The organism is Paenibacillus rhizosphaerae (assembly GCF_014192015.1).
Taxonomy (GTDB): Bacteria; Bacillota; Bacilli; order Paenibacillales; family Paenibacillaceae; genus Paenibacillus_AQ; species Paenibacillus_AQ rhizosphaerae.
The window spans coordinates 591,967-615,356 of sequence record NZ_JACHXJ010000002.1; the positions used below are offsets into that span (position 1 = coordinate 591,967).

The 23,390-nt window shown below is 54.9% G+C and carries 26 protein-coding genes; 25 read left to right on the forward strand and 1 reads right to left on the reverse strand.

Annotation, left to right across the window (positions count from 1 at the left end; genetic code table 11):
• Nucleotides 1–54: 54 nt before the first annotated feature.
• The 4 genes from FHS19_RS11320 (at nt 55) to hbs (ending at nt 4,262) form a co-directional block, all read left to right on the forward strand.
• Nucleotides 55–1,131, forward strand: a complete 1,077-nt coding sequence (locus FHS19_RS11320) for a sugar ABC transporter substrate-binding protein (RefSeq protein ID WP_183581941.1) — start codon at nt 55–57, stop codon at nt 1,129–1,131.
• A 215-nt stretch (nt 1,132–1,346) separates the two neighbouring features.
• Nucleotides 1,347–2,843, forward strand: a complete 1,497-nt coding sequence (locus tag FHS19_RS11325) for a sugar ABC transporter ATP-binding protein (protein ID WP_183582908.1) — start codon at nt 1,347–1,349, stop codon at nt 2,841–2,843.
• Nucleotides 2,833–3,819: an ABC transporter permease gene (locus tag FHS19_RS11330; protein WP_183581942.1), complete on the forward strand. Its 987-nt coding sequence runs from the start codon at nt 2,833–2,835 to the stop codon at nt 3,817–3,819. Before FHS19_RS11325 ends, FHS19_RS11330 begins: the two co-directional genes overlap by 11 nt.
• Nucleotides 3,820–3,989: 170 nt before the next feature.
• Entirely contained in the window at nt 3,990–4,262 is a 273-nt protein-coding gene (hbs, locus tag FHS19_RS11335) for a non-specific DNA-binding protein Hbs (protein ID WP_076170090.1), read from the forward strand.
• 45 nt (nt 4,263–4,307) lie between these two features.
• Here the strand turns inward: hbs and FHS19_RS11340 are convergent, their stop codons facing one another.
• Complete coding sequence (locus tag FHS19_RS11340; RefSeq protein ID WP_183581943.1) at nt 4,308–4,487, reverse strand: hypothetical protein; 180 nt, start codon at nt 4,485–4,487, stop codon at nt 4,308–4,310.
• A gap of 102 nt (nt 4,488–4,589) precedes the next feature.
• On the opposite strand from FHS19_RS11340, the gene mtrB reads away from it, so the two are divergent.
• The 21 genes from mtrB (at nt 4,590) to FHS19_RS11445 (ending at nt 23,265) form a co-directional block, all read left to right on the forward strand.
• Nucleotides 4,590–4,823 carry a trp RNA-binding attenuation protein MtrB gene (mtrB, locus tag FHS19_RS11345; RefSeq protein ID WP_183581944.1) on the forward strand — a complete coding sequence of 78 codons (234 nt, stop codon included), beginning with the start codon at nt 4,590–4,592 and terminating at the stop codon, nt 4,821–4,823.
• Between the two features lie 187 nt (nt 4,824–5,010).
• Nucleotides 5,011–5,562 (forward strand): hypothetical protein, encoded by a 552-nt coding sequence (locus FHS19_RS11350; RefSeq protein ID WP_183581945.1) that lies wholly within the window; start codon nt 5,011–5,013, stop codon nt 5,560–5,562.
• 124 nt (nt 5,563–5,686) lie between these two features.
• Nucleotides 5,687–6,568, forward strand: coding sequence for a heptaprenyl diphosphate synthase component 1 (locus tag FHS19_RS11355; RefSeq protein ID WP_183581946.1), 882 nt, complete (start codon nt 5,687–5,689; stop codon nt 6,566–6,568).
• A gap of 8 nt (nt 6,569–6,576) precedes the next feature.
• Entirely contained in the window at nt 6,577–7,311 is a 735-nt protein-coding gene (locus tag FHS19_RS11360; RefSeq protein WP_183582909.1) for a demethylmenaquinone methyltransferase, read from the forward strand.
• Complete coding sequence (locus FHS19_RS11365; protein ID WP_183581947.1) at nt 7,304–8,176, forward strand: UbiA-like polyprenyltransferase; 873 nt, start codon at nt 7,304–7,306, stop codon at nt 8,174–8,176. Before FHS19_RS11360 ends, FHS19_RS11365 begins: the two co-directional genes overlap by 8 nt.
• Nucleotides 8,176–8,826, forward strand: coding sequence for a UbiX family flavin prenyltransferase (locus tag FHS19_RS11370; protein ID WP_183582910.1), 651 nt, complete (start codon nt 8,176–8,178; stop codon nt 8,824–8,826). Before FHS19_RS11365 ends, FHS19_RS11370 begins: the two co-directional genes overlap by 1 nt.
• Nucleotides 8,827–9,007: 181 nt before the next feature.
• Nucleotides 9,008–9,982 carry a polyprenyl synthetase family protein gene (locus FHS19_RS11375; RefSeq protein WP_183581948.1) on the forward strand — a complete coding sequence of 325 codons (975 nt, stop codon included), beginning with the start codon at nt 9,008–9,010 and terminating at the stop codon, nt 9,980–9,982.
• 89 nt (nt 9,983–10,071) lie between these two features.
• Nucleotides 10,072–10,515, forward strand: coding sequence for a nucleoside-diphosphate kinase (gene ndk / locus FHS19_RS11380; RefSeq protein ID WP_183581949.1), 444 nt, complete (start codon nt 10,072–10,074; stop codon nt 10,513–10,515).
• Nucleotides 10,506–11,345 (forward strand): CheR family methyltransferase, encoded by an 840-nt coding sequence (locus FHS19_RS11385; RefSeq protein WP_183581950.1) that lies wholly within the window; start codon nt 10,506–10,508, stop codon nt 11,343–11,345. The genes ndk and FHS19_RS11385 overlap by 10 nt, the downstream gene beginning before the upstream one ends.
• 81 nt (nt 11,346–11,426) lie before the next feature.
• Nucleotides 11,427–11,591, forward strand: a complete 165-nt coding sequence (locus FHS19_RS11390; RefSeq protein ID WP_183581951.1) for a hypothetical protein — start codon at nt 11,427–11,429, stop codon at nt 11,589–11,591.
• 357 nt (nt 11,592–11,948) lie between these two features.
• Nucleotides 11,949–13,118, forward strand: coding sequence for a chorismate synthase (gene aroC, locus FHS19_RS11395; RefSeq protein WP_221223905.1), 1,170 nt, complete (start codon nt 11,949–11,951; stop codon nt 13,116–13,118).
• Between the two features lie 2 nt (nt 13,119–13,120).
• Nucleotides 13,121–14,227, forward strand: coding sequence for a 3-dehydroquinate synthase (gene aroB / locus FHS19_RS11400; RefSeq protein ID WP_183582912.1), 1,107 nt, complete (start codon nt 13,121–13,123; stop codon nt 14,225–14,227).
• A complete protein-coding gene (aroH, locus tag FHS19_RS11405) occupies nt 14,220–14,594 on the forward strand; it encodes a chorismate mutase (protein WP_183581952.1) in 375 nt (124 codons plus the stop codon). Before aroB ends, aroH begins: the two co-directional genes overlap by 8 nt.
• A 318-nt stretch (nt 14,595–14,912) precedes the next feature.
• A complete protein-coding gene (gene trpE, locus FHS19_RS11410; protein ID WP_183581953.1) occupies nt 14,913–16,466 on the forward strand; it encodes an anthranilate synthase component I in 1,554 nt (517 codons plus the stop codon).
• A gap of 25 nt (nt 16,467–16,491) precedes the next feature.
• A complete protein-coding gene (trpD, locus tag FHS19_RS11415; protein WP_183581954.1) occupies nt 16,492–17,532 on the forward strand; it encodes an anthranilate phosphoribosyltransferase in 1,041 nt (346 codons plus the stop codon).
• Nucleotides 17,522–18,352: an indole-3-glycerol phosphate synthase TrpC gene (gene trpC / locus FHS19_RS11420; protein WP_183581955.1), complete on the forward strand. Its 831-nt coding sequence runs from the start codon at nt 17,522–17,524 to the stop codon at nt 18,350–18,352. The genes trpD and trpC overlap by 11 nt, the downstream gene beginning before the upstream one ends.
• Nucleotides 18,345–19,016 carry a phosphoribosylanthranilate isomerase gene (locus tag FHS19_RS11425; RefSeq protein ID WP_183581956.1) on the forward strand — a complete coding sequence of 224 codons (672 nt, stop codon included), beginning with the start codon at nt 18,345–18,347 and terminating at the stop codon, nt 19,014–19,016. The genes trpC and FHS19_RS11425 overlap by 8 nt, the downstream gene beginning before the upstream one ends.
• Entirely contained in the window at nt 19,013–20,212 is a 1,200-nt protein-coding gene (gene trpB, locus FHS19_RS11430) for a tryptophan synthase subunit beta (RefSeq protein ID WP_183581957.1), read from the forward strand. The genes FHS19_RS11425 and trpB overlap by 4 nt, the downstream gene beginning before the upstream one ends.
• Nucleotides 20,209–21,015, forward strand: coding sequence for a tryptophan synthase subunit alpha (gene trpA / locus FHS19_RS11435; RefSeq protein ID WP_183581958.1), 807 nt, complete (start codon nt 20,209–20,211; stop codon nt 21,013–21,015). The genes trpB and trpA overlap by 4 nt, the downstream gene beginning before the upstream one ends.
• A 27-nt stretch (nt 21,016–21,042) precedes the next feature.
• Nucleotides 21,043–22,143 (forward strand): histidinol-phosphate transaminase, encoded by a 1,101-nt coding sequence (hisC, locus tag FHS19_RS11440; RefSeq protein ID WP_183581959.1) that lies wholly within the window; start codon nt 21,043–21,045, stop codon nt 22,141–22,143.
• Nucleotides 22,144–22,167: 24 nt separating this feature from the next.
• On the forward strand, nt 22,168–23,265 hold the full coding sequence (locus FHS19_RS11445; RefSeq protein WP_183581960.1) for a prephenate dehydrogenase: 1,098 nt from the start codon (nt 22,168–22,170) through the stop codon (nt 23,263–23,265).
• Nucleotides 23,266–23,390: the final 125 nt, after the last annotated feature.

A 23,390-nucleotide genomic window follows, 5' to 3' on the forward strand; every position in this document is an offset into this window, starting at 1 on the left:
TATATTAGTGTATAACATTTTAACATTGTGAAGCTTTTAAGGGGGAAGAGAGAAATGCGTTCAAGGGGTAAAAAAAGAGGTTTCGTATTGGCATCCGTCCTGCTGGTGCTGTCAATGGTGATGAGCGCCTGCGGACATAACGCGCCGCCGGCATCGGATTCGGGGAATGCTTCCGGTGCTAACGCGGACAAGCCTCTGGCAGGCAAACGGGTTGCGCTTATCATGGAGTTTAACACAGGGACGTTTTCCCAGCAATACGTTCAAGGGGTAACCGAGGAAGTGGAGAAGTTCGGCGGGAAGCTGACGAAGTTCGTTGCCGCCAATGATAAAGCAAAAATGGCGTCTCTGCTGGATTCAGCCATCACGCAGCATTTTGACTTGATTCTTACCGATCACGGCGATTCGCTCCTCGAACCGGGCCTCCGCAAGGCGGTGGAGCAGAAGATCCCCGTCGTCGTCTTCGACGCTGACGTGAACGTTCCCGGCGCAACCGTGCTCTCTCAGGACGACCAGAAAATGGCCGACCTGACGCTGCAGCAAATGAAGGAGGACATCGGCGGCAAGGGCAACATCGTCAAGGTATGGGTAGCCGGATTCGCACCGATGGAACGCCGCCAAATCTCTTACGCGAAGTTTATGAAAGAGAATCCGGATATCAAGGAAATCGCTACGTTCGGTACCGCGAATAACCCGGCACTGGACACGCAGACCCAGATGGAAGCGATTCTGAAGCAGTATCCGAAGGGACAGATTTCGGCCGTATGGGCTGCCTGGGACGAGTTCGCCAAAGGGGCAGCACGCGCAATCCAGCAGGCCGGACGTGATGAGATCAAGGTGTACGGCATCGATATGAGCGACGAGGACCTGCAAATGATTCAGGATCCCAGCAACCCGTGGGTCGCTTCCGCGGCTGTCGATCCGAAGGATATCGGACGCATCCAAGTCCGCTATGGCTACCAGAAGCTGCATGGGGATCAAACCGAGGACAAGGTCGTTCTGAATCCGGTGTATGTATCCCGCGATGCGCTTCCGAAAGAGCAAATTTCCACCACCGAGCTGTCCCAATACGTAGACGGCTGGGGAGCCAGCAAGCAAGGCCTTCAGGATTGGATGAACGAGTACAGCAAGTAAAGATAGATCCGGTCAAACCGGCAAATGCAAGTCTTAGGGTGGTGCTGAGGCGCTGCCCTTTTTCAGGAATAGGGGTTTAGCTGCGCTTCACTTTGTGGGGTTACTATTTCGGGGCTCCCCGCAAAGTATTTGAACAATATCCGAAGCTGTACTTCACTTTGTGGGGTTACTTTTTGAAGGAGGAATGCCGTGTGACATCATCATTTCAGCTGGAAATGAGCGGAATCGGCAAACAATTTGGCGGAGTTCCTGCGCTGCATGCGGTGGATTTTACGGTTCACGGCGGCCAGATTCATGCGCTGCTTGGTGCCAACGGCGCCGGGAAGAGCACGTTGATGAAAATTCTATCGGGCGCTTATCAGCCGGACAGCGGACGCATTGCGGCAGACGGCAAGGAGCTGCACATCACCTCACCGGCCGCGGCCAAGCAGCACGGTATTCACTGTGTGTATCAGGAGGTCGATTCGGCCCTCGTCCCGCAGCTGAGCGTCGCTGAGAACGTCATGCTGGATGCCTTGTCGTCGAGCCGGGGAAGCCTGTGGGTCAATTACCGGTCCATGGACAAGCAGGTCAAGGCGATTTTGTCCAGGCTGGATGACAGTATAGACATTCATAAAAAGGTGTACGAGCTGTCGCTTGCTCAAAAACAGATCGTCCTGCTGGCCCGCATTTTGTCCCAGGACGCCAAAGTGATTATATTCGACGAGCCGACCGCTCCGCTGAGCGACAGCGAATGCGAGGCTTTTTTCCGGATGATGCACTCGCTGAAGGACGCCGGTGTGGCGTGCATCTTTATTACGCACCGTCTGCCGGAAGTGCTGCAGCACAGCGATCTGGTGACCGTGATGCGTGACGGCAGGAAGGTTTACACCGGCCGGACTCAGGAGATCACCGGGGAAGGCATTATCGGGCACATGCTCGGCAAAACGTTTGAAGAAGAGTTTCCGAAAAAGGATACCGTGATCGGAGACGTGCTCCTCCAGGCCGAAGGCGTCAAGCGTGGACACAAGGTGCGGGGAGCGGATCTGGAGGTCCGCCGCGGCGAAATTGTGGCCGTAGTCGGCCTTGTCGGGGCCGGTAAAACCGAACTGGCCCGGATCCTGAGCGGGGCGGATCAGCCGGACGAGGGCAGCATCCATCTGAAGGGGAAGAAGCTGTCGCTTAAACAACCGGCGGACGCGGTATCAGCGGGAATCGTCTCCATCCCGGAGGAGCGCCGGAAAGAGGGGATCTTTATCCATGAATCGGTGGATTTGAACCTGTCCATTCCGGTGCTGAACCAAGTCAGCAGGCTGGGGTTCATCTCGCGGAAGAAGGAGAAGGCTTTATCCGCCAAAATGGTCGGTGCCCTCGGGATCAAGGCCGCGTCCGGCAGCCAGCTGGTGAAATTCCTCAGCGGCGGCAACCAGCAGAAGCTGGCGATCGGCAAATGGCTGGACAGCGGGGCGGAAGTCTTTATTTTTGACGAACCGACCAAAGGGGTCGATATCGGCGCGAAAAGTGATATATTCCGCATTATCGGAGATTTGGCGGACGCCGGCAAGGGCATTTTGTATTTTACCTGCGAATTGGCAGAAGGACTGGGAATCGGCGACCGGATCGCCGTCATGAGCGGCGGAACCATCAGCAAAGTATTTGCTCGGGGCGAAGCGACGCAAGCCCAGCTCCTATATTATGCGAGCGGAGGCTTGGAGGAAGAGCATGAAGGATAAACTGTTAAACTTGGCGTTCCGGTACGGGGCGGTTGTCGTTATCATCGGGGTTATTGCTTTTTTTTCGTTCAGACTTCCTTATTTCTTCACGTACGGGAACCTGACCGACATTCTGGGCTCGATCACGATCGTGACCTTTGTGGCGATCGGGGTGACCTTGTCGCTGGTCGTGGACGGCTTTGACCTGTCGGTAGGCTCAACCGTGTCGCTGACCACCGTAGGCGCCGCGTCATTGATGATATGGTATGAGCAGCCACTGTGGGTCGTCATCGTCGTGCCGCTCATCCTGGGTGCCATCATCGGTCTCGTCAACGCGTTCCTGATCGTCAAGCTGCGGATTCCGGATCTTCTGGCGACCCTTGCCGTGATGTACATCGTCGGCGGGATTCACAAAACATATGCTGCGGGCTACACGATTTACAACCATATGGAGTTTCCGGACGGCACCAAAGCACCCGGCGAGATGAGCGCCGCCTTCCTGCAGCTAGGACAGGGCAAATGGTTCGGCATTCCGATTTCGGCCGTACTCCTGATCATCGCTGTGGCGCTTGTGCATATTTTTCTGACGCGGACCAAATACGGCCGTCAAATGTACGTCACGGGCGGCAATGAGGAAGCGGCGCGCCTGTCCGGGATCAAGGTGAAAAGGGTGCGTACGCTGGCGTACGTCGCTTCCGGCGTGTTCGCCGCGATCGGCGGTATTATTTACGCCTCCCGGGTCGGATCCGGTCAAATCGACGCGGGATCGCCGCTCCTGATGGAATCCGTCGCGGCCGTGTTCGTCGGTTTTTCGGTCTTCGGCGCCGGCAAGCCCAACGTCATCGGCACGTTTATCGGTTCGGTTCTAATCGGGGTGCTGGTCAACGGACTGACGATGATGAATTTGCAGTATTTTACACATGATATCGTCAAAGGGATCGTTCTTGTCCTCGCACTCGCCGTCACTTTTTACGTTTTGAACCGCTCGCGAACGTAAAACTCTTGAAATTCTGCGGTTGCTGTATTACTATAAGTTTGTTCCGCGCCTGCGGCTGAATACGGTCTATATGGCGATTCTATCTGTAAATCTCACAGATGAACGTATATTTTACGGCAAAACGGAAAGATTGATAACATCGATTTATTATTTTGGGAGGTGAAATGATAGTGAACAAGTCCGAACTGATTTCCCAAGTAGCTGAAACGACAGAACTGTCCAAGAAGGATGCGACGAAAGCGGTTGACGCTGTATTCGAATCCATCGCACAGGCTCTGCAAAACGGGGACAAAGTCCAACTCGTTGGATTTGGTAACTTTGAAGTGCGCGAGCGTTCCGCACGTAAAGGCCGCAACCCGCAAACCGGTGAAGAAATCGAAATCCCTTCGAGCAAAATTCCGGCATTCAAGCCTGGTAAAGCGCTCAAAGACGGAATTAAATAAGATTTCTACATATTCCATACGCAAGAAGAGGACCGTGACGCTCGTTCACGGCCTTTTCTTTTCTGTAGAGCCGACATGTCCTTCGAGAGGATTGCCGTGCTCGTCTTTTTCCGAGTAGGCGATCAGGATGACGGGAGAACCCGTCAGCTGGCTCAGCTGCTGCTCGTATTCGCGAAGCTTGGAAATTTGCCCTTCCTGTAAGGGCGCCGGTTCATAATTGATCATGATCTCAACTCCTTGGACTTTATTACATGGGTAGTATGGCCACAGGATTTCAAAATAATAATACGCTGTGCGAAAGCTGGATGAAGAAAGGAGGATGATGTTATGGAGAATAAGGGCAATACAGGGAACAGCGATTTTATCGTAATCAAGGCGAAGGATCAAGGGGTGCAGGTCATCGGGCTGACCCGGGGCCAGGATACCCGTTTTCATCACACGGAAAAGCTGGACAAAGGCGAAGTGTTGATTGCCCAGTTTACGGATCATACCTCCGCCATTAAAATTCGCGGCAAAGCCGAAGTGTGGACGAAACACGGTAGTCTCGAAAGCGGCAGCTAAACAGGAATGGGCTCAAGTAGAACCTCTCTTGAAGTCAACAATATCTGCCGGTAAAGGGAGGGTATCTTACCTTGAGCGCAATCTGTACAAACGCAGGCATAGCCTGCTTTTTTTCGTTGTAGAATGAGTATGGACAGCATGAGTCCGGACGAAACTAAGGGATACTATGACGATGGGAGGGCTGTACTTGAAACGATTTCTCATTCCTGGCCTGGTGCTTGCCATTACGCTGGGCTCGGTTCTCATCCTGCCTGCGCTGTATTATGCGGAGCATACATTTCCCCGGGAAAGTCGGGCTATGGCCGCGTTTCATCCCCAATCGGGCTGGACGCTGGACAATGCGAATATCGTGGATGCGCTGGACAGCCTTCCCCTGACGCTGCCGATCCGCAAGGTGGAGTGGGAATCCCGCGTGCTGACGGTCGACCTGAAGGTGGCTACACCGGAGGTGTCCGTGTCTGAAATCTATTCGAATATCGCCGAGATCCTCTCATTTAGCTTTGACGGCACTTCCAATGTCGATCAAATCCTCCTTCGGCTCGTCGCGGAAGATAAATGGCTCGGCACGCGCCATCTGCTGCTGGCTGCCGATGTGCGGCGGACAGAGTGGAGTCCGGAGCTGAAGCAGGCGCTCGGGGAAGCCGGAGAAGGGCCGCTTGCGGACGGCATCAAAGCCCGCTTCCACCTCACCGAAACAAAACTGTGGAGAGACCGGTTCGATCCGCAGGAAAACGGGTAAAAAGAAGTAAGCATACTGTGCGTGGTCTGACAAGTTGTGCTATAATAAAAAAGATTGTGAACAAAAGTTCTTGCTCGCAACAGACGACATAGAAGTGAGAAAGTTATAGGCTCGGAGGCTGACGATGAAACCGTACCGCATACCCCAACTAGCAAAGAAATATGTCGATTACGACATGATCCAAACCCATACGGAGCTGCCGCCCTATCCGGATGCCCGTGTTCATCTTCTATACATTTTTCTGAACCACGGAAGCCGCAAGCCTTCCGTGCATACAGAGCTGCTGGCGCTTGTCACGTCGCTCGTTCAGATGGGTATTGACACGCATGAAACGATCGACACCGTCCAGGGCAAACAGAACGAGGGAGAAATGCGTTCCCGTCAGCTTAAAGTGCTCGCGGGAGACTATTTCAGCAGCCGGTTCTACCAGCTTCTGTCCCAAAAGGGGCAAATCGAGGCCGTATCCACGTTGAGCGCGGCTATTTGCGATGTGAATATTTTGAAAATGAATCTGTACGGCAAAATGAAAAGCCTTCTCCTGTCAGCGGAGGAATACTTACGGCAACGGGTACAGCTGAATATGCAGCTGTTTCTTTCTTTTACCCCGTTTCTGGATGACTCGTTAAAGGAACTGTGGAAGTCGCTTCTCCGCGGCTTCAGCGAATGCGAAACGGTCGTTCGAGAAATGCATCTGAGCTCCGGCTCGGAGCCGTTCTTGTACAGTTATTCATTCTGGCACATTCTGGACGTGGCCTCGGATGAAGACAAGCTGGCCTTGAAGGAAAACCGGGTTGAGCCGAAAGACTGGAAGAAGATGCTGCTTAAGTACAAGGCCGGAGAACATCTGGCGGATAAGCTGCAGCAGGCGGTGAACAGCGTGCAGTCCATCCTGAAAATGGTTAAGGGAGACGGAATGTTCCGGGAGATCGGACAGGTGCTTGACCCGTTCCTCCGTCAGCTTAACACACCGGGATCCGCTGTAGGGGAGGGATTGGCGAGAGGATGAATACCAGCATGAGTGAACGGGACACGAAGAGGGAAGACAAGTACTCACATGTCCAATCCGTTTTTGAAAGCATTGCACCGAAGTACGATGTGATGAATGACGTTATAAGCTTTCGCAGGCACAAAGCCTGGCGTAAGTTTACGATGAAGAAGATGGCGATGAAACCCGGAGATACGGCGGTTGATCTGTGCTGCGGGACTTGCGACTGGACGCTGAGCATGGCGGAAGCCAGCGGCACGGGGCACATGGTCGGCCTCGATTTCAGCCCGAACATGCTGAAGGTCGGCATGGACAAAATCAAGGCGAGACACCTTGAGGATCAGATTACGCTGGTTCAGGGGGATGCCATGAATTTGCCGTTTGAGGATAACCGTTTTGACTACGCCACCATTGGTTTTGGTCTGCGTAACGTGCCTGACTTGGTGCAGGTGCTGAAAGAAATGCAGAGGGTGGTCAAGCCCGGAGGCATGGTCGTTTGCTTGGAGGTGTCCAAGCCGACGTGGCAGCCTTTCAAAGGAATTTATTATTCTTATTTCAAGTATATACTGCCTGGACTCGGAAAGTTGTTGGCCAAAAGATATGAGCAGTACAAATGGCTGCCGGAATCGTTGGCTCTTTTCCCGGGAAGAGAGGAACTGGCAAGCATATTCCGCAGCATCGGTCTTCAGAATGTCGAAGCCTATCCCCTGACTGGCGGCGTCGCAGCATTACATATTGGGATCAAGGAGAATCGGCATGTTTAAGAAAATCGGCATCTTTCTAGAAATGATCAAAATTGAACACACATTATTTGCGTTACCCTTTGCGTTTATGGGCGCGATCCTCGGATCGGTCGTCGTAAACGGACACCTTCCATCATGGGCCCAGATCGGCTGGGTCCTGTTAGCTATGTTCGGGGCCAGAAGCGCAGCCTTCGGCCTGAACCGCATGATCGACCAGGTGATCGACAAAAAAAATCCGCGGACGGCAAACCGGGCCATTCCGGCAGGGCTGCTGAAGAGCGCCGAAGTGATCCTGTTTACAGTTGTCTGCTTCCTGCTTCTGCTGTGGGCGGCCTATGAGCTGTCTCCACTGGCGCTTAAGCTGCTTCCGATCGCCGTGTTTCTTCTCGTGATTTATTCCTACACGAAGCGGTTTACCTGGCTCTGCCATCTCGTACTCGGTCTGACGATCGCGCTGGCTCCGCTCGGCGGCTGGGTGGCCGTGACCAACGAAATCGACTGGCCGTCCATCGTGCTGTACATCTCGGTCGCTTTCTGGACCGCCGGCTTTGATATCATCTATGCAATCCAGGACATCGACTTTGACCGGAAGGAAGGCTTGTATTCGATTCCCGCGCGCTTCGGCGTACGCAAGTCGCTGCTCATCGCACGGTATTTTCACTTCATTACCGCGATCGGATTCGTCATCCTGTTCTTTACGACCGAGCTGAGCTGGTGGTATTTCGCCGGTATGCTGATCGCCTATATTATTCTCTTCTATGAGCATTTTATTTTGTCCCCGAATGACATGAGCAAGCTGCAGGTCGCCTTCTTTACGATGAACAGCGTCCTCAGCATTCTCGTCTTCGTATTCACCCTGATTGATTTGGTGGTGCAGTACCTGTGATGCAGACGGAGAACAAGAGAAGAAGCTGGGTCGTCGGGATTACCGGCGCCAGCGGTTCGGTGTATGGGGTTCGGTTAACGGAGGTTCTGCTGAAGCAGGGCCATGACGTACACATCGTCGTCTCGAATGCCGGCTGGCGGGTGCTTGGCGAAGAGCTCGGCTGGAAAACAGCTCAAAGAGAGCTTATTCTAAACGAGAAATTCGGCGGTTATCCGGGCAGCGTCTTTTACCATCCGGTGGCGGACATCGGAGCAACGATTGCCAGCGGCTCCTATCAGGTGGAAGGCATGGTGATTGTGCCGTGCTCGATGGGTACGCTGTCCGCTGTAGCTAACGGATCGTCCGACAATCTGATGACTCGTGCAGCAGACGTCATGCTGAAAGAAGGAAGGCCGCTGATTTTGGTGCCGCGCGAAACGCCGCTCCATGCCATTCATCTGGAAAATATGCTGAAGCTCGCCAGGCTCGGGGTGAAACTGATTCCGGCGATGCCGGCTTTTTACTTTCATCCCCGGACGATCGAGGATCTGATCGACTTTCAGGTGGGAAAGGTGCTGGACATGATGCGGATCGAGCATGAGCTGTTCAGGCGCTGGGACGGTGGGCTGGCCGGACAGGCCAAAGCCGCAGAGCCCGGTACCAAAGAATAGACAGGCCTCCAAACCCATTCGGGCAGCACGAATTGTATGCTATGATTTCAAGTAGGATGAAAATGAATGGAAGAACGCCAGTGCTCTTTGTTTCTGCTATGCGGGCCATGCTCAAGACGACGATTTGAACATGAACGGACAGGGAAATGCGGAGTAACATTACGCTGATACGGGTGAAGGAATGAAGAGATTAGACATATTCGGCTTACTGAAAAAAGATATGAATCAAATCGAACAAGAGCTCTTTCGCAGCATTGAGGGCGATCACGAGCTGCTGAACGAGACGTCCATGCATCTGCTGAAGGCAGGCGGTAAACGGCTGCGTCCGGTGTTTGTGCTGATGGGCGGCAAATTCGGCAGCTATGATCTGGACAAGCTGAAGCATGTGGCCGTTCCCCTGGAGCTGATCCACATGGCTTCCTTGGTGCACGACGATGTCATTGACGATGCCGAGACCCGCCGCGGTCAATTGACCGTCAAGTCCAAGTGGGATAATAAAATCGCGATGTACACAGGGGACTATATTTATGCCCGGGCACTGCTGCTGGCCACCAAGCTGGAGAACCCGAAGATTCACCAAATCCTCTCCAAAGCGATGGTCGAAATGTCCATCGGGGAAATGGAGCAAATCCGGGACTTCTTCAATACGGAACAGAGTATCCGGCGTTACCTTCTCCGTATCCGGCGCAAAACCGCCCTTTTGATCGCCATCAGCTGCCAGCTTGGCGCGGTAGCCGCTGATGCGGATCCGAAGGTAGGCAACCTGCTGTACCGTTACGGCTACAACGTAGGGATGGCATTCCAGATTCAGGACGATCTCTTGGACCTGTGCGGAACGGAGAAGCAAATCGGCAAACCGCCTGGAAGCGATATCCGGCAGGGCAATATTACGCTGCCTGTGCTGTTCGCCCTGGAAGACGAGGCGGTTCGGGAACCGCTGCTGGAGGAGATCGCCGTCATCCGGGAACATAATGGGGAATGCGACGTTTCCGCGGCGGTTTCGCTCATCAAATCCAGCACGGGCATCGCCCGGGCGGAGGAGCTGGCTACGCGCTATATTCATAAAGCGCTGGAGGCGCTCGACCGGCTTCCGAACCAGCGGACGAAGAAAAATTTGCGCGATATCGCCCATTTTGTGACCAAACGTTCGTATTGATACTTCCGCTGATCCGACATTCTGTTTACAATACAAATCATAACTATGTACAACATTCGCAATGACTTGAGGAAATGGAGAGTGAGTTTATGCAGCGAACTTTTTTAATGATCAAGCCTGATGGAGTGCAGCGTGGTTTAATCGGTAAAATTATCGGCAGATTGGAAGACAAAGGTTTCAAAATGGTAGCCGGCAAGCTGGTGCAGGTGTCGGACGAGCAGGCCAAGCGTCATTACGCGGAGCATGAGGGCAAGGACTTCTATGATAATCTGGTCAAGTTCATCACGTCCGGCCCGGTGTTCGCCATGGTATGGGAAGGGGATAACATTATTCAATTGTCCCGCATTCTGATGGGCAAAACGGAAGTCACGGAGGCTCTGCCGGGCACCATTCGGGGGGACTACGCTTCCCATACGCCCCATAATCTGATTCACGGCTCGGATTCACCGGAGAGCAGCGCACGCGAAATCGCCAATTTCTTCGAAGCGCATGAACTGGTGAATTACGACCGCAGCATTACGCCGTGGATGTAAAGCCTGTTTTATATAATAGTGGTGCGTCAGAAGAGCCAGGGACGCTCGACCCGGATTACATAGGGTTTATCCAGAATATTAAGCGAAGCACGGGAATCGACTTGTCGGACTATAAAGAAGCCCAAATGAAGCGGCGGCTGACGACGCTCAGAGTAAAGAACGGTTACAGCAGTTTTGCGGAATTTTTCGATGCGCTGCAAAAGGATAAGCGTTTGTTTCATGAGTTTTTGGACCGGATGACAATCAACGTCTCGGAATTTTGGCGCAACCCGAACCGCTGGGAAGTGCTGCGCGATGCGATCCTTCCGGAACTGACCTCGGGTGCGCGGTCCAGGCTTAAGGTGTGGAGTGCCGCATGTTCCACGGGAGAGGAGCCTTATACGCTGGCCATGATTTTGGACGGAAAAGGGCTGCTGCAGACGAGTACGCTGATCGCCACCGATATCGACGAGGGCGTGCTGGCCAAAGCGAAACAAGGCTTGTATCTCGAGCGCTCGCTGAAAGACGTGCCGAGGGAAGTTGCAGCCCGGTATTTTTCCCAGGAAGGACCGATGTACAAGTTCAGCGAAGGGCTCAAGGCAAACGTCCAATTCCGCAAGCAGAATCTGCTGACCGATACGTTTGAGCAGAATCACGATCTCATCGTCTGCCGTAATGTAATGATTTATTTTACGGAAGAAGCCAAAGCCAAGCTTTACCATAAATTTGCCGCTGCGCTGCGTCCCGGGGGATATCTCTTTGTGGGAAGCACCGAGCAAATTTTTACGCCCGGTCAATACGGCCTCGAGCCGACCGAAACCTTTTTTTACCGGAAAAAGGCGGACGCTTAGGGCGTCAAGGTATATTCAAACCTCCTCTTTGCGATACTACGATTATATTACGGTATCAGACAAAGCGGAGGTTTGTACATCATGGACAAGAGAAAGGTAATTACCGCGTATCAGCGCGGGTTTATTACCATTCAGGAATGCGGACAGATTCTGGGCATTGAGAGCGTCCAGCTGAGCCGCCTGGTACAGGATTCCCTGGAAAGCCAAAAGAATAACCAGCGAAGCAGTCAGCCGGTCAGCCGATAGGGGCAGGTGGAAACTGGACTAATAAGCACCGCACTTTCATGAGGAAAGGCGGTGTTTTTTGTGCTTGTTACGCCTATGGTATCGGGCGGCCACGTTGCAAAGGACTGAGCCGAAAACAAAGCGAGCAGCCCGGCTTGATTCGGATGGAGTTCAAAAAAATGATCTAAAACTAGCCCTGCTTCTCCTGTTTCTCCTGGATTCCATCTGCCATTCAGACGAAGTGCTTTCCGTTGCTTTCGTACAATTTATATAGATGTAGGGGTTTCTTGTCAAAGCGTGGCAGCTATACTATAATGGCAAAAGATATCTGCGGATTTTAGCCAGTTAATGTTTAACAGTTTAAAGGGGGAAAGCACCATGAGTATACGCTACTTAACGGCGGGGGAGACGCACGGACCTCAACTCACGGCCATTATTGAAGGATTACCGAGCCAGTTGAAGCTGGATTTTGAAGCTATCAATTTTCAGCTTGCACGCAGACAGAAGGGGCATGGACGGGGACGCCGCATGCAGATCGAGAAGGATACGGCGAACATTGTCGGCGGCGTCCGGCACGGTTACACGACGGGAGCACCTGTCGCCCTCGTGGTCGAGAACAAGGACTGGGCGAGCTGGAGCAGCATCATGAACGTGGAGCCGATCGAAGGGTCGGACGAAGAGAAGCGCCGCGTTCACCGCCCGCGCCCGGGGCATGCCGACCTGAACGGCGGACTGAAATACAACCATAAGGACCTGCGGAACGTGCTGGAGCGCTCCAGTGCGCGTGAGACGGCGGCACGCGTTGCTTGCGGGGCGATCGCCCGCCAGTTTCTCGAAGCTTTTGGCATCAAAATAGCCGGACAGGTCATCCGGATCGGCGAGATTGAAGCGCCGGCCAACAACCTGAGCGTCGACGAACTGATCGAACGCACCGAGGCTTCCTCGGTTCGGGTGGTGGATTCCGAAACGGAAGCGAAGATGGAAGCCTACATTGATGAGATTAAGAAGGAAGGCGACTCCATCGGAGGGATCGTGGAATGCATCGTTGAGGGCGTCCCTGTCGGTCTGGGTAGCTACGTGCAGTATGACCGCAAGCTGGACGGACGGATCGCTCAAGCGGTCATGTCGATCAACGCATTCAAGGGCGTCGAGATCGGCATCGGGTTTGAGGCGGGCGTGCTGCGCGGATCCCAGGTCCACGACGAAATCCTGTACAAGGAAGGCAAGGGATATACCCGGGCCAGCAACCGTCTGGGCGGCTTTGAGGGCGGCATGACCAACGGCATGCCGGTCGTCGTACGCGGCGTCATGAAACCGATCCCGACATTGTACAAACCCTTGCAGACTGTAGACATTGACACGAAAGAGCCGTACACCGCTCAGGTAGAGCGTTCGGACGCCTGCGCCGTTCCCGCGGCGAGCGTGGTGATGGAGCATGTGGTGGCCTGGGAAATTGCCAAGGCGTTCCTGGAGAAGTTCGGCGGCGATTCGATGGACGAAATCAGAGCCAACTATGAAAATTACCTGGCCCAAGTGGAGAGGTACTGATGATGAGAACCGTACAAGTGGAGCTTGGCGACCGTTCATATCCGATCTATATCGGCCCGGGACTTCTTCCTGAAGCGGGAAGCTACATGGAGAAGCACGGCCTGACCAAGAAGAGCACGCATCTGATCGTCACGGATGAGCAGGTTGCGGCCCGCCATCTGGAAACCCTTAAGCAAAGTCTGGAAAGCCGGGGATATACGGCAGTTGTCTCGATCGTCAAAGCGGGGGAAACCTCCAAGTCCCTCACGGTGTACGAAGAAGTGATGACCACTGCCATCCAGGGTGGTCTGGACCGCAGCTCGGCCGTTCTGGCGCTCGGCGGCGGCGTGGTTGGAGACCTTGCCGGTTTCGTGGCCGCTACCTATATGCGCGGCGTCAAGTTCGTGCAGATTCCGACCACGATTCTGGCACATGACAGCAGCGTCGGCGGGAAAGTGGCCGTCAACCATCGGCTCGCCAAAAATATGATCGGCGCTTTCCATCAGCCCGAGCTGGTGCTCTACGACATGGATACGCTGCAGACGCTGCCGGCGCGCGAAGTATCCGCAGGGCTGGCCGAAATGGTTAAGCACGGTTTGATCCGGGATGCGGAGTTTGCCGGCTGGTGCCGCGACCATGCGTCGGAGCTGCTGTCCCTGGACCGGGAGGCGTTGGCGTACGGATTGGAACGCGGCTGCTCCATCAAGGCCGACGTCGTGTCGGCCGATGAACGCGAGGGCGGCCTGCGCGCCATTTTGAATCTGGGCCATACGATTGGCCATGCGATTGAAGCGGTGGGCGGCTACGGGGAATTTTTGCACGGTGAGGCGATTTCCATCGGGATGGCTGGCTCGGCAATGCTGGCAGTCAAACTGGGACGTGATGCCTCCATTTATCCGGAAACGGTGTCCATGCTGCAGGCACTGAAGCTTCCGGTCGTACTGCCGGAGCACTTGTCTACGGATGAGCTGATCGCGGCGATGAAGCATGATAAGAAATTTACGGAAGGCACCATGGTGTTTATCGTCCCGGATCGGATCGGGGAGGTCAGCATTGTGAAAGACATACCGGAAGCTCTGGTCCGCGAAGTGATCGAAGAGCTGAGAAGAAAGGAGCCTGAACATGTATAACCGGGGAATACGGGGAGCAACGACAGTCACCCGCAACGACGAACAGGAAATTCTGGATGAGACCCTTCGTTTGATGAAGGAAATTGCCGACCGCAACGACATCAATCCGGAAGACATCTGCAGCATTTGGATTACGCTGACCCATGATTTGGATGCAGCGTTTCCGGCCAAAGCGATCCGCCAGCTGGAAGGCTGGGAGCTTGTGCCGCTGATGTGTTCGATGGAGGTTCCGGTCAAGGGAAGCCTGCCTCGCTGCATCCGTCTTATGGTGACGGTCAATACCGACAAGGGGCAGGCCGAGATCAACCACGTCTATCTGAATGAAGCGAAAAAGCTGCGCCCGGATTTGGCCGCGCCTAAAGCCTGATTTTAAAAACAAGGTTGCCAGAAGAGGGACTGTTCCTGTATAGTGTAGGTAGTTGAGATGAGTAGAGTTTAGATGAGATGAGTTAAGTATAGAAGAGCAGAGTCCATAGGGTTGCATGATCTATTTCGTCAACATGTCCGTGCTGAGGCAGTCAATGCGTTTCCGTGTATTAGGGGACGAGTGATTGTGGATGCGGTTCATGCTGTCGGACTCTTTCATATACTTATTGAAATCCAAACCTCTACTTCGGTAGAGGTTTTTTTGTTGTTTTCGAGTCTGCTGCTCAACAAGTCCTGATCAATCGAAGGAGGGTACACGATGTTGAATCCTAGTAAAGAGCAGGTCATCGCCCTGGCCGGACAGTACAATCTGATCCCGGTCGTCAAGCGGCTGTTGGCCGATATGGAAACGCCAATCCGTTTGTTTCAGCGCTATGCCCAGCGGGAATGCGCATTTCTGCTTGAAAGTGTAGAGGGAGGAAGCCAGTGGGCCCGTTATTCGTTTATCGGGACGGACCCGTTCATGATGATCTCCGGCAAGAAGGGGGAAATCGTGCTGGAGCAGGGTGGACAAAAGCAGAGCATGAAAGGGAAGCCCGTTGAGGAGCTCAAGGCGCTGCTTCGCTCGTACCGAAGCCCGAAACTCGATGATCTTCCTCCGTTCACGGGAGGAGCGATCGGTTTCTTCGGATACGATCTGCTGCAGTATTATGAGAAGCTTCCCGCGCATCAGGTCGACGATCTGGGGATGGACGACATCCGGTTCATGTTCTGCGACACGATCATCGTGTTCGATCATGTGAAGCAGCAAATTTTGCTGGTCGGCAACGTGCATGTAAAAGAAGGGGACAGCGACGAAGCGATCCGCAAAACGTATGACGAGGTGGACTGCAGGCTGGAGGAGATCGCGGAGCAGCTGCAAGAGCAGGGCCCGAGAGAGAACGTTAACGGCCGCAGCATACCGGCGGATATCGACCTCGGCGAAATCAAGTCGAATATGACCAGGGAGCAGTATATGGCGAATGTCCGCCAGGCGCAGGAGTATATTCGCGCAGGAGACATTTTCCAGGTGGTTCTGTCCCAGCGCTTTCATATCGAGACGGAGGTGTCCCCGCTGCACGTGTACCGGGTGCTGAGAACATTGAATCCTTCGCCTTATATGTATTATTTGAAAATGCATGAAGAAATCATTGTCGGCACCTCGCCCGAGGCGCTCGTCAAGGTCGACGGCAACCGGGTCGGCACACGTCCGATCGCAGGCACGCGGCCGCGGGGAGCGGATGAGGCGGAAGACAGCCGCCTTGCCGCCGAGCTGCTCGCCGATGAGAAGGAGCGCGCCGAGCATTTGATGCTCGTGGATTTGGGACGCAACGATCTTGGCAGGGTGTCGGCGTTCGGCACCGTCAAATGCGACAGCTTTATGGAAATTGAAAAGTATTCGCATGTGATGCACATGGTATCGAATGTGTCGGGCACGCTGCGCGACGACAAAGATTTCTTCGACGCCTTTCTGTCCTGCCTGCCGGCGGGAACGGTATCTGGAGCACCGAAGCTGAGAGCGATGGAGATCATCGCCGAGATGGAGCGGGAGGCGCGCGGCGCTTATGCCGGCGCCATCGGGTACCTGGGCTTTAACGCCAACATGGACTCCTGCATTACGATCCGGACGATCATATTCCGCAAGGGCAAGGCGTACGTGCAGGCGGGCGCAGGCATTGTGTGGGACTCCGTTCCGGAGAAAGAGTATGAGGAGACGGTGAACAAAGCCAAAGCGCTCCTGAAATCGATCCGGACGGCGGAAGCGATGTTCCCGCAGGTGAAACCGGAGCGCGAAGTGACCAATCAGGATTATTTTTTTGAATATACACCTTAATGGACCGGAAAGGAGAGGAAAGAGCATGGGCGCAAGCGAATTGATTCATGCCAGTTTGTCACAATTGATCGGAGGCGCGGATCTTTCAAGGGAGGAAGCCCGCGGACTGATGCAGTGCATCATGGAAGGAGCGGCGACATCTTCCCAGATCGGGGCACTGCTGACGGCGCTGCGGATCAAGGGGGAGACGGTGGATGAAATCACGGGCTTTGCCGAAGCGATGAGAAGCGTCGCGAGCCATGTGGCGACCGACAACGCAAGGCTGCTGGATACCTGCGGAACGGGCGGATCGGGGATCCACAAATTCAACATTTCTACGGTCTCGGCGATTATTTCTTCTTCCGTTTCGGTCCGGGTGGCAAAACACGGCAACCGCTCGGCCTCCGGCCGCGCGGGCAGCGCCGATGTACTGGAAGCGCTCGGCGTTAACATTCATTTGAGCAGTGAACAGGCCAAACGGTGCCTGGAGGAAATCGGCATCTGCTTCCTGTTCGCCCAAATCTACCATCCGTCCATGAAGCATGCAGCCGCTCCGCGCAAGGAGCTCGGCGTACGGACGGTATTTAATATGCTGGGGCCGCTGACGAATCCGGCCGGAGCCGACCGTCAGCTGCTGGGAATTTACGACCGGAACAAGACCGAAACGATCGCTAACGTGCTGAAGGAGCTCGGCTCCAAACGGGCGCTCGTCGTGACCAGCCTGGAAGGGCTCGACGAAATCAGCATTTCCGGCCCGACGCAAATTTCCGAACTGCGCCACGGCGAAGTGCGGACCTATCAGATTCACCCGCATGATCTCGGGCTGGACGCCCACCCGCTGGAAGCCGTTCTGGGCGGCGATGCGGTGCAAAATGCCGCCATTATCCGCTCGGTGCTGGCAGGCGAGAAGAGCCCGTACCGCGACATCGTGCTGGCCAACGCGGGGGCATGCATCTATGTGGCGGGCCTTGCGGACAGCATCGCGGAGGGCGTGCAGGCGGCGGCCGGCGCCATCGACAACGGCAGCGCATCGGCCAAACTGGAGCAACTGATCCAAATGACAGGAGAGCTGAGCTATGTATCTTGATAAAATCGTACAAACCAAACGGGCTGAGGTGGCCCGACTCGCTGAGCATTTCTCGCTTGCGGAAGCGGAACGCCAAATCGCGGCGATGCCCGCGACCAGAGGGTTCCACCGGGCGCTGACTGCAGGACGCAAGCGGAGCATGGGGCTCATCGCCGAGGTGAAGAAAGCTTCGCCTTCCAAGGGACTCATTCGTCCGGATTTTCATCCGGTGCGAATCGCCCAGGCTTATGAAGCGGCAGGGGCCGACTGCCTGTCGGTTCTAACGGACGTTGAATACTTTCAGGGGAGCGGGCAGTATTTGCGCGATGTGCGCACCGCGGTGAACCTGCCGCTGCTGCGGAAGGATTTCATCATCGACGAGCGGCAAATTTATGAAGCCCGCCTCCTCGGAGCGGACGCGGTACTGCTGATCGCAGCCATTCTGGAGCCAGATCAAATCGCCGCTTACCTGCAGCGGGCAGGTGCGGTCGGGCTGGACGCCCTGATTGAAGTTCACAGCCGGGAAGAGCTCGAAACCGTGCTTGGCTTGGGAGCGGATTTGCACCAAGGAGCGCTGATCGGGATCAACAACCGGAATCTGCATACGTTCGAGACTTCCCTGGAAGCGACGGCAAAGCTTCGGGAGCTGATTCCACAAGGGATTCCCGTCATCAGCGAGAGCGGCATCGCCGGCAAAGAGGATATGGCGTATTTGGAGCAGGCGGGAGCAAGCGGCGTGCTGATCGGTGAGTATTTCATGCGCCGGGATGACATCGCAGAGGCGGTCCGTGACTTGATGGGGCCGACTTTTTCCGGGGGAGAAGTGAAGCATCGTGGGTGAGACGGCGGTAAAAATTTGTGGACTTCAGGACGTTGAAGTGCTAAAATCAATGGTAAACTTGCCTGTGGATTATATCGGATTCGTATTCGCACCGAGCCGGCGCCGGGTAACGCCTGAACAGGCTGCCCTGCTTGCAGCGCAGCTGAAGGCATGGCAGACGCCCGAGATTCCGCAAAGCGTCGGCGTGTTCGTCAACCCGGACCTGGAAGAGCTCGCTGCAATCATGGATCAGGCCCAGCTTGATGTCGTTCAGCTCCATGGACAGGAAAGTCCGCAATTTTGCCGGGAGGTCAAGGAACGCTTGGGGACACGGGTATTCAAGGTCTTGTCGGTTCAATCCCTTAATGAGAATTCCGAAGCATCTATAAATCATGAACGATACGCAGGCGTGATCGACGGCCTGCTGCTTGATACATTCGATCCGGTCTATGGCGGAGGATCGGGAAGCACGTTTGCCTGGGAGGAAATACCGGCATACCGCGATTGGGCTAGAACCCAAGGGATACCGCTGTTTGTAGCCGGTGGCCTTCTGCCGTCCAACGTGGCCGAGCTGATCAATAAGTACAGCCCAGATGGCGTAGACGTTTCCAGCGGCGTGGAAAGCGACGGAGTAAAAGATATAGACAAAATCGCAGCATTTGTGGGAAGGGTGAAGCAGGCATGACAACACAATTACCAGACAAGAACGGGCGGTTCGGCCCTTTTGGCGGACGATTCGTTCCCGAGACGCTCATGAACGCGCTGATCGAGCTTGAGGAGTCATACAACCGGTATTCAGACGACCCAAGCTTTCAGGAGGAGCTGAATTATCTGCTTAAGCAGTACTCCGGCCGTGAGACGCCCTTGTACTATGCGGAGCGTCTCAGCGAGCATTTGGGGCAGGCGAAGATCTACCTGAAACGGGAGGACCTCAATCACACCGGCGCCCATAAAATCAACAATGCGCTCGGACAAGGCGTCCTCGCCAAGCGAATGGGCAAGACGAAGGTCATTGCCGAGACGGGAGCAGGCCAGCACGGCGTGGCAACGGCAACCGTGGCCGCACTCCTGGGTATGGAATGCAAGGTGTTCATGGGAGAAGAAGATACGAAGCGGCAGGCGCTGAACGTATTCCGGATGCAGATGCTGGGCGCGGAAGTCGTACCCGTTACGTCCGGTTCGCGAACACTGAAGGATGCCGGCAACGAGGCGCTGCGGTATTGGGTCAGCCATGTTGACGATACGTTCTACATCCTCGGTTCTGCCGTAGGGCCGCATCCGTATCCGATGATGGTGCGCAACTTCCAGCGGATTATCGGCGACGAGACGCGCCGCCAGATCCAGGAGACGGAAGGGCGGCTGCCGGACTACGTTGTCGCGGCCATTGGCGGCGGCAGCAATGCGATCGGCATGTTCTACCCGTTTATCGAAGATAAGGATGTCCGCTTGATCGGCGTGGAAGCTGCAGGGAAGGGCGTGGAGACCGCCTTCCACGCGGCGACGATGAGCAAGGGCACCCATGGCGTCTTCCAAGGCTCGATGAGCTATCTGCTGCAGGACGATTTTGGCCAGGTGCAGGAAGCTCACTCCATATCGGCCGGACTGGATTATCCGGGCGTCGGACCTGAGCATTCTTACCTTAAGGACATTGAGCGTGCCCAATACGTTCCGATAACGGATCAGGAAGCGCTCGATGCGCTTCAGCTGTTATGCCGGACGGAAGGGATCATTCCGGCTTTGGAATCCGCACATGCCATCGCTGAAGTGGTGAAGATGGCGCCGCGGCTCGGAGCCGACGACATCGTCGTCATCTGCTTGTCCGGACGGGGAGACAAGGACGTGGAGTCCATCATGGCTTATACGGGAGGTAAACAGGCATGAATTTGATGGATCAAACGTTTGCCCGTCTCAAACAGGAGAATCAAACGGCGCTGATTCCTTTTCTGACCATCGGTGATCCGGATCCCGATACGTCGGTTGAAATTATAGCCGGTCTCGAAGCGGCCGGAGCCGACATGATCGAGCTGGGTGTGCCGTATTCGGACCCTTTGGCTGACGGTCCGGTAATTCAGCGGGCTTCCGAGCGGGCGCTGAAGCATCAGGTGACGATCAAGACCTGCATGGAGACGGCGGTCAGAGCGCGCAAAGCCGGCGTGAGGCTTCCGTTCATTCTGTTTACCTATTACAATCCGGTGCTACAGTTCGGGCTGGACCGCTTTTTTGAGGAGGTCAAAGCTCATGACATCAGCGGCATCATCATCCCGGACCTGCCGATCGAGGAGTCGGCCGACGTGCGCGCCCGGGCTGAGCGGGCGGATATCCATGTCGTGCCGCTGGTGGCTCCGACCTCCCATGAGCGGATCAAATCGATCGTGGAAGGAGCCAGAGGCTTCATTTACTGTGTATCCTCGCTCGGCGTGACGGGTGAGCGGGCAAGCTTCCACGAAGGCGTGGAAGATTTCATCGCCAGCGTGAAGCAGTATACGGACATTCCGGTAGCCATTGGCTTCGGCATTTCGAACAGGGAACAGGCGGTTCGCTTTTCCCGGATCTGCGACGGCGTCGTCGTGGGCAGCGCCATCGTCCGCAAGGTCGAAGAGGCCATTCCGCTGCTTCAGGGCAGAGATACGCATGAGCAGGGCCTTTTGCAAATCCGTGAATTTGTGGCACAATTAAAACCATAATCTTGTGTTGAAAGTGAGGGGGATACGGTGAAACCAAAATCCCAGATAGTGAACATTCCAGTCTATGAGCCGGGCAAACCGATTGAAGAAGTCAAGCGGGAGCTTGGTCTCAGTGAAGTCATCAAGCTGGCTTCCAACGAAAATCCTTACGGCGCTTCGCCGCGGGTGAAGGAGGCGGTGCTTGCCGAGCTCGACAACATCAGCCTGTACCCGGACGGTGGAGCGGTGGAGCTTACCGCGGAAGTGGCCCGTTTCCTGGGCGTAGAGCCCGGACAAATCATTTTCGGCTGCGGCTCGGATGAAGTCATCGCCCTGATCTGCCGCGCGTTTCTGGTTTCCGGCGACGAGACGATTATGGCGGATCAAACCTTCTCCGTATATAAAAGCAACGCCGACATCGAAGGGGCCGTCAGCATCGAAGTGCCGCTGGTGGACGGAAAGCATGATCTTGAAGCGATGCTCGCCAAGCTCAGCAGCAAAACGAAGATCGTATGGATTTGCAACCCGAACAACCCGACGGGAACGATTCTTTCCGAAACCGAACTGACCGGCTTCCTGGATCAGGTCCCATCGGATGTCATGGTGGTGCTGGATGAAGCTTACTTTGAGTATGTAACCGACCTCTCCTATCCGGACGGAAGTAAACTTCTTGCCAAGTATCCAAACCTGGTCGTTCTCCGGACCTTCTCGAAGATCTACGGCATGGCTTCCCTGCGGATCGGGTACGGCGTGGCTCAGCCTGAGGTCATTCAGCTGATCAACCGGGTACGCGAGCCGTTCAACACGACGCGTGCAGCCCAGGCGGCGGCCAAAGCGGCGCTTGCGGATCAGGAATACGTGGCCAATTGCCGCATCGCCAACGCGGAGGGCATCAAGCAGCTGCAGGCCGAATTCGAACGGCTGGGTCTCGATTACTTCCCGGCGCACGGCAACTTTATTATGGTCAATGTGCGCAAGCCTGCGGTGGAAATGTTCCAATCGCTGCTGCACAAGGGAATTATCGTTCGCGCCGGCTTCGGCAAGTATCCGAACCATGTTCGTGTGACCGTGGGATCCGAGGAACAAAATAAAGCATTTATTCACGCATTGGAGCAGGTATTGAGCGAAGATAAGGCCCAAGTGCAGTAAGTGCGAACAAACGAGTGAGGGAACATGAATACAACGAAGATTGCTATATTTGGAGTGGGTCTGATCGGCGGTTCGCTGGCGCTTTGCTTTAAAGGCAAGCCCGGCCTGACCGTCGTGGGCCATGCCCATCTCCCCGAATTGGCCGACAAATATATGAGCCGCGGCGTCGTCGACGCAGCGACGCTGTCCATGGAAGAAGCCGCACTTGATGCGGACTTCATTTTTTTGTGCGTTCCTGTCGGTATGCTGGAAGAATACCTGGACCGGTTAAGCAACTTGCCATTGAAAAAAGGCTGCATCGTCACCGATGTGGGCAGCACGAAGGCGAGCATCGCGCAAGCTGCGCGTGAGCATGATTTCAAGGACTTTTACTTCATCGGCGGGCACCCGATGGCCGGCTCCGAGCGTTCCGGTGTAGAGGCGGCCACACCGCTGCTGTTTGAGAACGCGTATTATGTGCTGACTCCGCCTCCGGGAACGCCTGACCATGCTTATGACGCGCTGGCGCAGCTCCTGTCGTACACCCGCGCCCAGATCGTCAAGGTGGATCCGGTCCTGCACGATGAGATCGTCGGGGCGATCAGCCATCTGCCGCATATCATCGCGGTGGCGCTGGTGAACCAGGTGTGCGATTACAATCATGCCAATTCCTTATACCGGCTGCTCGCGGCAGGCGGTTTTCGTGACATTACCCGGATTGCATCCAGCGATCCGCTGATTTGGCGCGATATCCTGCTGGGCAACAAAAACGTGCTGCTCAGACAGCTGAAGGACTGGAATGAAGGCATCGCTGCGTTCGTAGAAATGCTGGAAGAAGGCGATGGAGAGGCGATACAAGAGGCGTTTGCCAAAGCGAACGATTTCCGCAGCGAACTTCCGGAACGCCGGAAGGGCATGATTACGCCTAGCTTTGATCTGTACCTCGACGTCCCGGATACGCCCGGTATTATCGGTAAAATCGCCACGGAGCTGGGGGTTCGGCACATCAACCTCAGCAACATGCAGATCATTGAGAGCCGGGAGGACGTTCCTGGCATTCTGCGCCTGTCCTTCAGGCAGGAACATGATTTGGAGCGGGCCAAGGAACTGCTGCAATCCATGAGTTATCAGGTATCGCAGTAAATTTTAAAACGTTTACAAAAAAACGCTTACTTTAGTGTTGACAAAATGAAAACGTATACATATAATAAAAGTACAGTATGGTTTCTCTCCACTCCTATCCAAATAAATGGCACTTTGTGCAGCCA

Excerpts from the sequence above, each read along its gene's own strand:
- FHS19_RS11320 (WP_183581941.1), top strand. The coding sequence starts at position 55 with ATGCGTTCAAGGGGTAAAAAAAGAGGTTTCGTATTGGCATCCGTCCTG.
- FHS19_RS11325 (WP_183582908.1), top strand. The coding sequence starts at position 1,347 with ATGAGCGGAATCGGCAAACAATTTGGCGGAGTTCCTGCGCTGCATGCG.
- FHS19_RS11330 (WP_183581942.1), top strand. The coding sequence starts at position 2,833 with ATGAAGGATAAACTGTTAAACTTGGCGTTCCGGTACGGGGCGGTTGTC.
- FHS19_RS11340 (WP_183581943.1), bottom strand. The coding sequence starts at position 4,487 with ATGATCAATTATGAACCGGCGCCCTTACAGGAAGGGCAAATTTCCAAG.
- mtrB (WP_183581944.1), top strand. The coding sequence starts at position 4,590 with ATGGAGAATAAGGGCAATACAGGGAACAGCGATTTTATCGTAATCAAG.
- FHS19_RS11355 (WP_183581946.1), top strand. The coding sequence starts at position 5,687 with ATGAAACCGTACCGCATACCCCAACTAGCAAAGAAATATGTCGATTAC.
- FHS19_RS11360 (WP_183582909.1), top strand. The coding sequence starts at position 6,577 with ATGAGTGAACGGGACACGAAGAGGGAAGACAAGTACTCACATGTCCAA.
- FHS19_RS11365 (WP_183581947.1), top strand. The coding sequence starts at position 7,304 with ATGTTTAAGAAAATCGGCATCTTTCTAGAAATGATCAAAATTGAACAC.
- FHS19_RS11370 (WP_183582910.1), top strand. The coding sequence starts at position 8,176 with ATGCAGACGGAGAACAAGAGAAGAAGCTGGGTCGTCGGGATTACCGGC.
- FHS19_RS11375 (WP_183581948.1), top strand. The coding sequence starts at position 9,008 with ATGAAGAGATTAGACATATTCGGCTTACTGAAAAAAGATATGAATCAA.
- ndk (WP_183581949.1), top strand. The coding sequence starts at position 10,072 with ATGCAGCGAACTTTTTTAATGATCAAGCCTGATGGAGTGCAGCGTGGT.
- FHS19_RS11390 (WP_183581951.1), top strand. The coding sequence starts at position 11,427 with ATGGACAAGAGAAAGGTAATTACCGCGTATCAGCGCGGGTTTATTACC.
- aroC (WP_221223905.1), top strand. The coding sequence starts at position 11,949 with ATGAGTATACGCTACTTAACGGCGGGGGAGACGCACGGACCTCAACTC.
- aroB (WP_183582912.1), top strand. The coding sequence starts at position 13,121 with ATGAGAACCGTACAAGTGGAGCTTGGCGACCGTTCATATCCGATCTAT.
- aroH (WP_183581952.1), top strand. The coding sequence starts at position 14,220 with ATGTATAACCGGGGAATACGGGGAGCAACGACAGTCACCCGCAACGAC.
- trpE (WP_183581953.1), top strand. The coding sequence starts at position 14,913 with ATGTTGAATCCTAGTAAAGAGCAGGTCATCGCCCTGGCCGGACAGTAC.
- trpD (WP_183581954.1), top strand. The coding sequence starts at position 16,492 with ATGGGCGCAAGCGAATTGATTCATGCCAGTTTGTCACAATTGATCGGA.
- trpC (WP_183581955.1), top strand. The coding sequence starts at position 17,522 with ATGTATCTTGATAAAATCGTACAAACCAAACGGGCTGAGGTGGCCCGA.
- trpB (WP_183581957.1), top strand. The coding sequence starts at position 19,013 with ATGACAACACAATTACCAGACAAGAACGGGCGGTTCGGCCCTTTTGGC.
- trpA (WP_183581958.1), top strand. The coding sequence starts at position 20,209 with ATGAATTTGATGGATCAAACGTTTGCCCGTCTCAAACAGGAGAATCAA.
- FHS19_RS11445 (WP_183581960.1), top strand. The coding sequence starts at position 22,168 with ATGAATACAACGAAGATTGCTATATTTGGAGTGGGTCTGATCGGCGGT.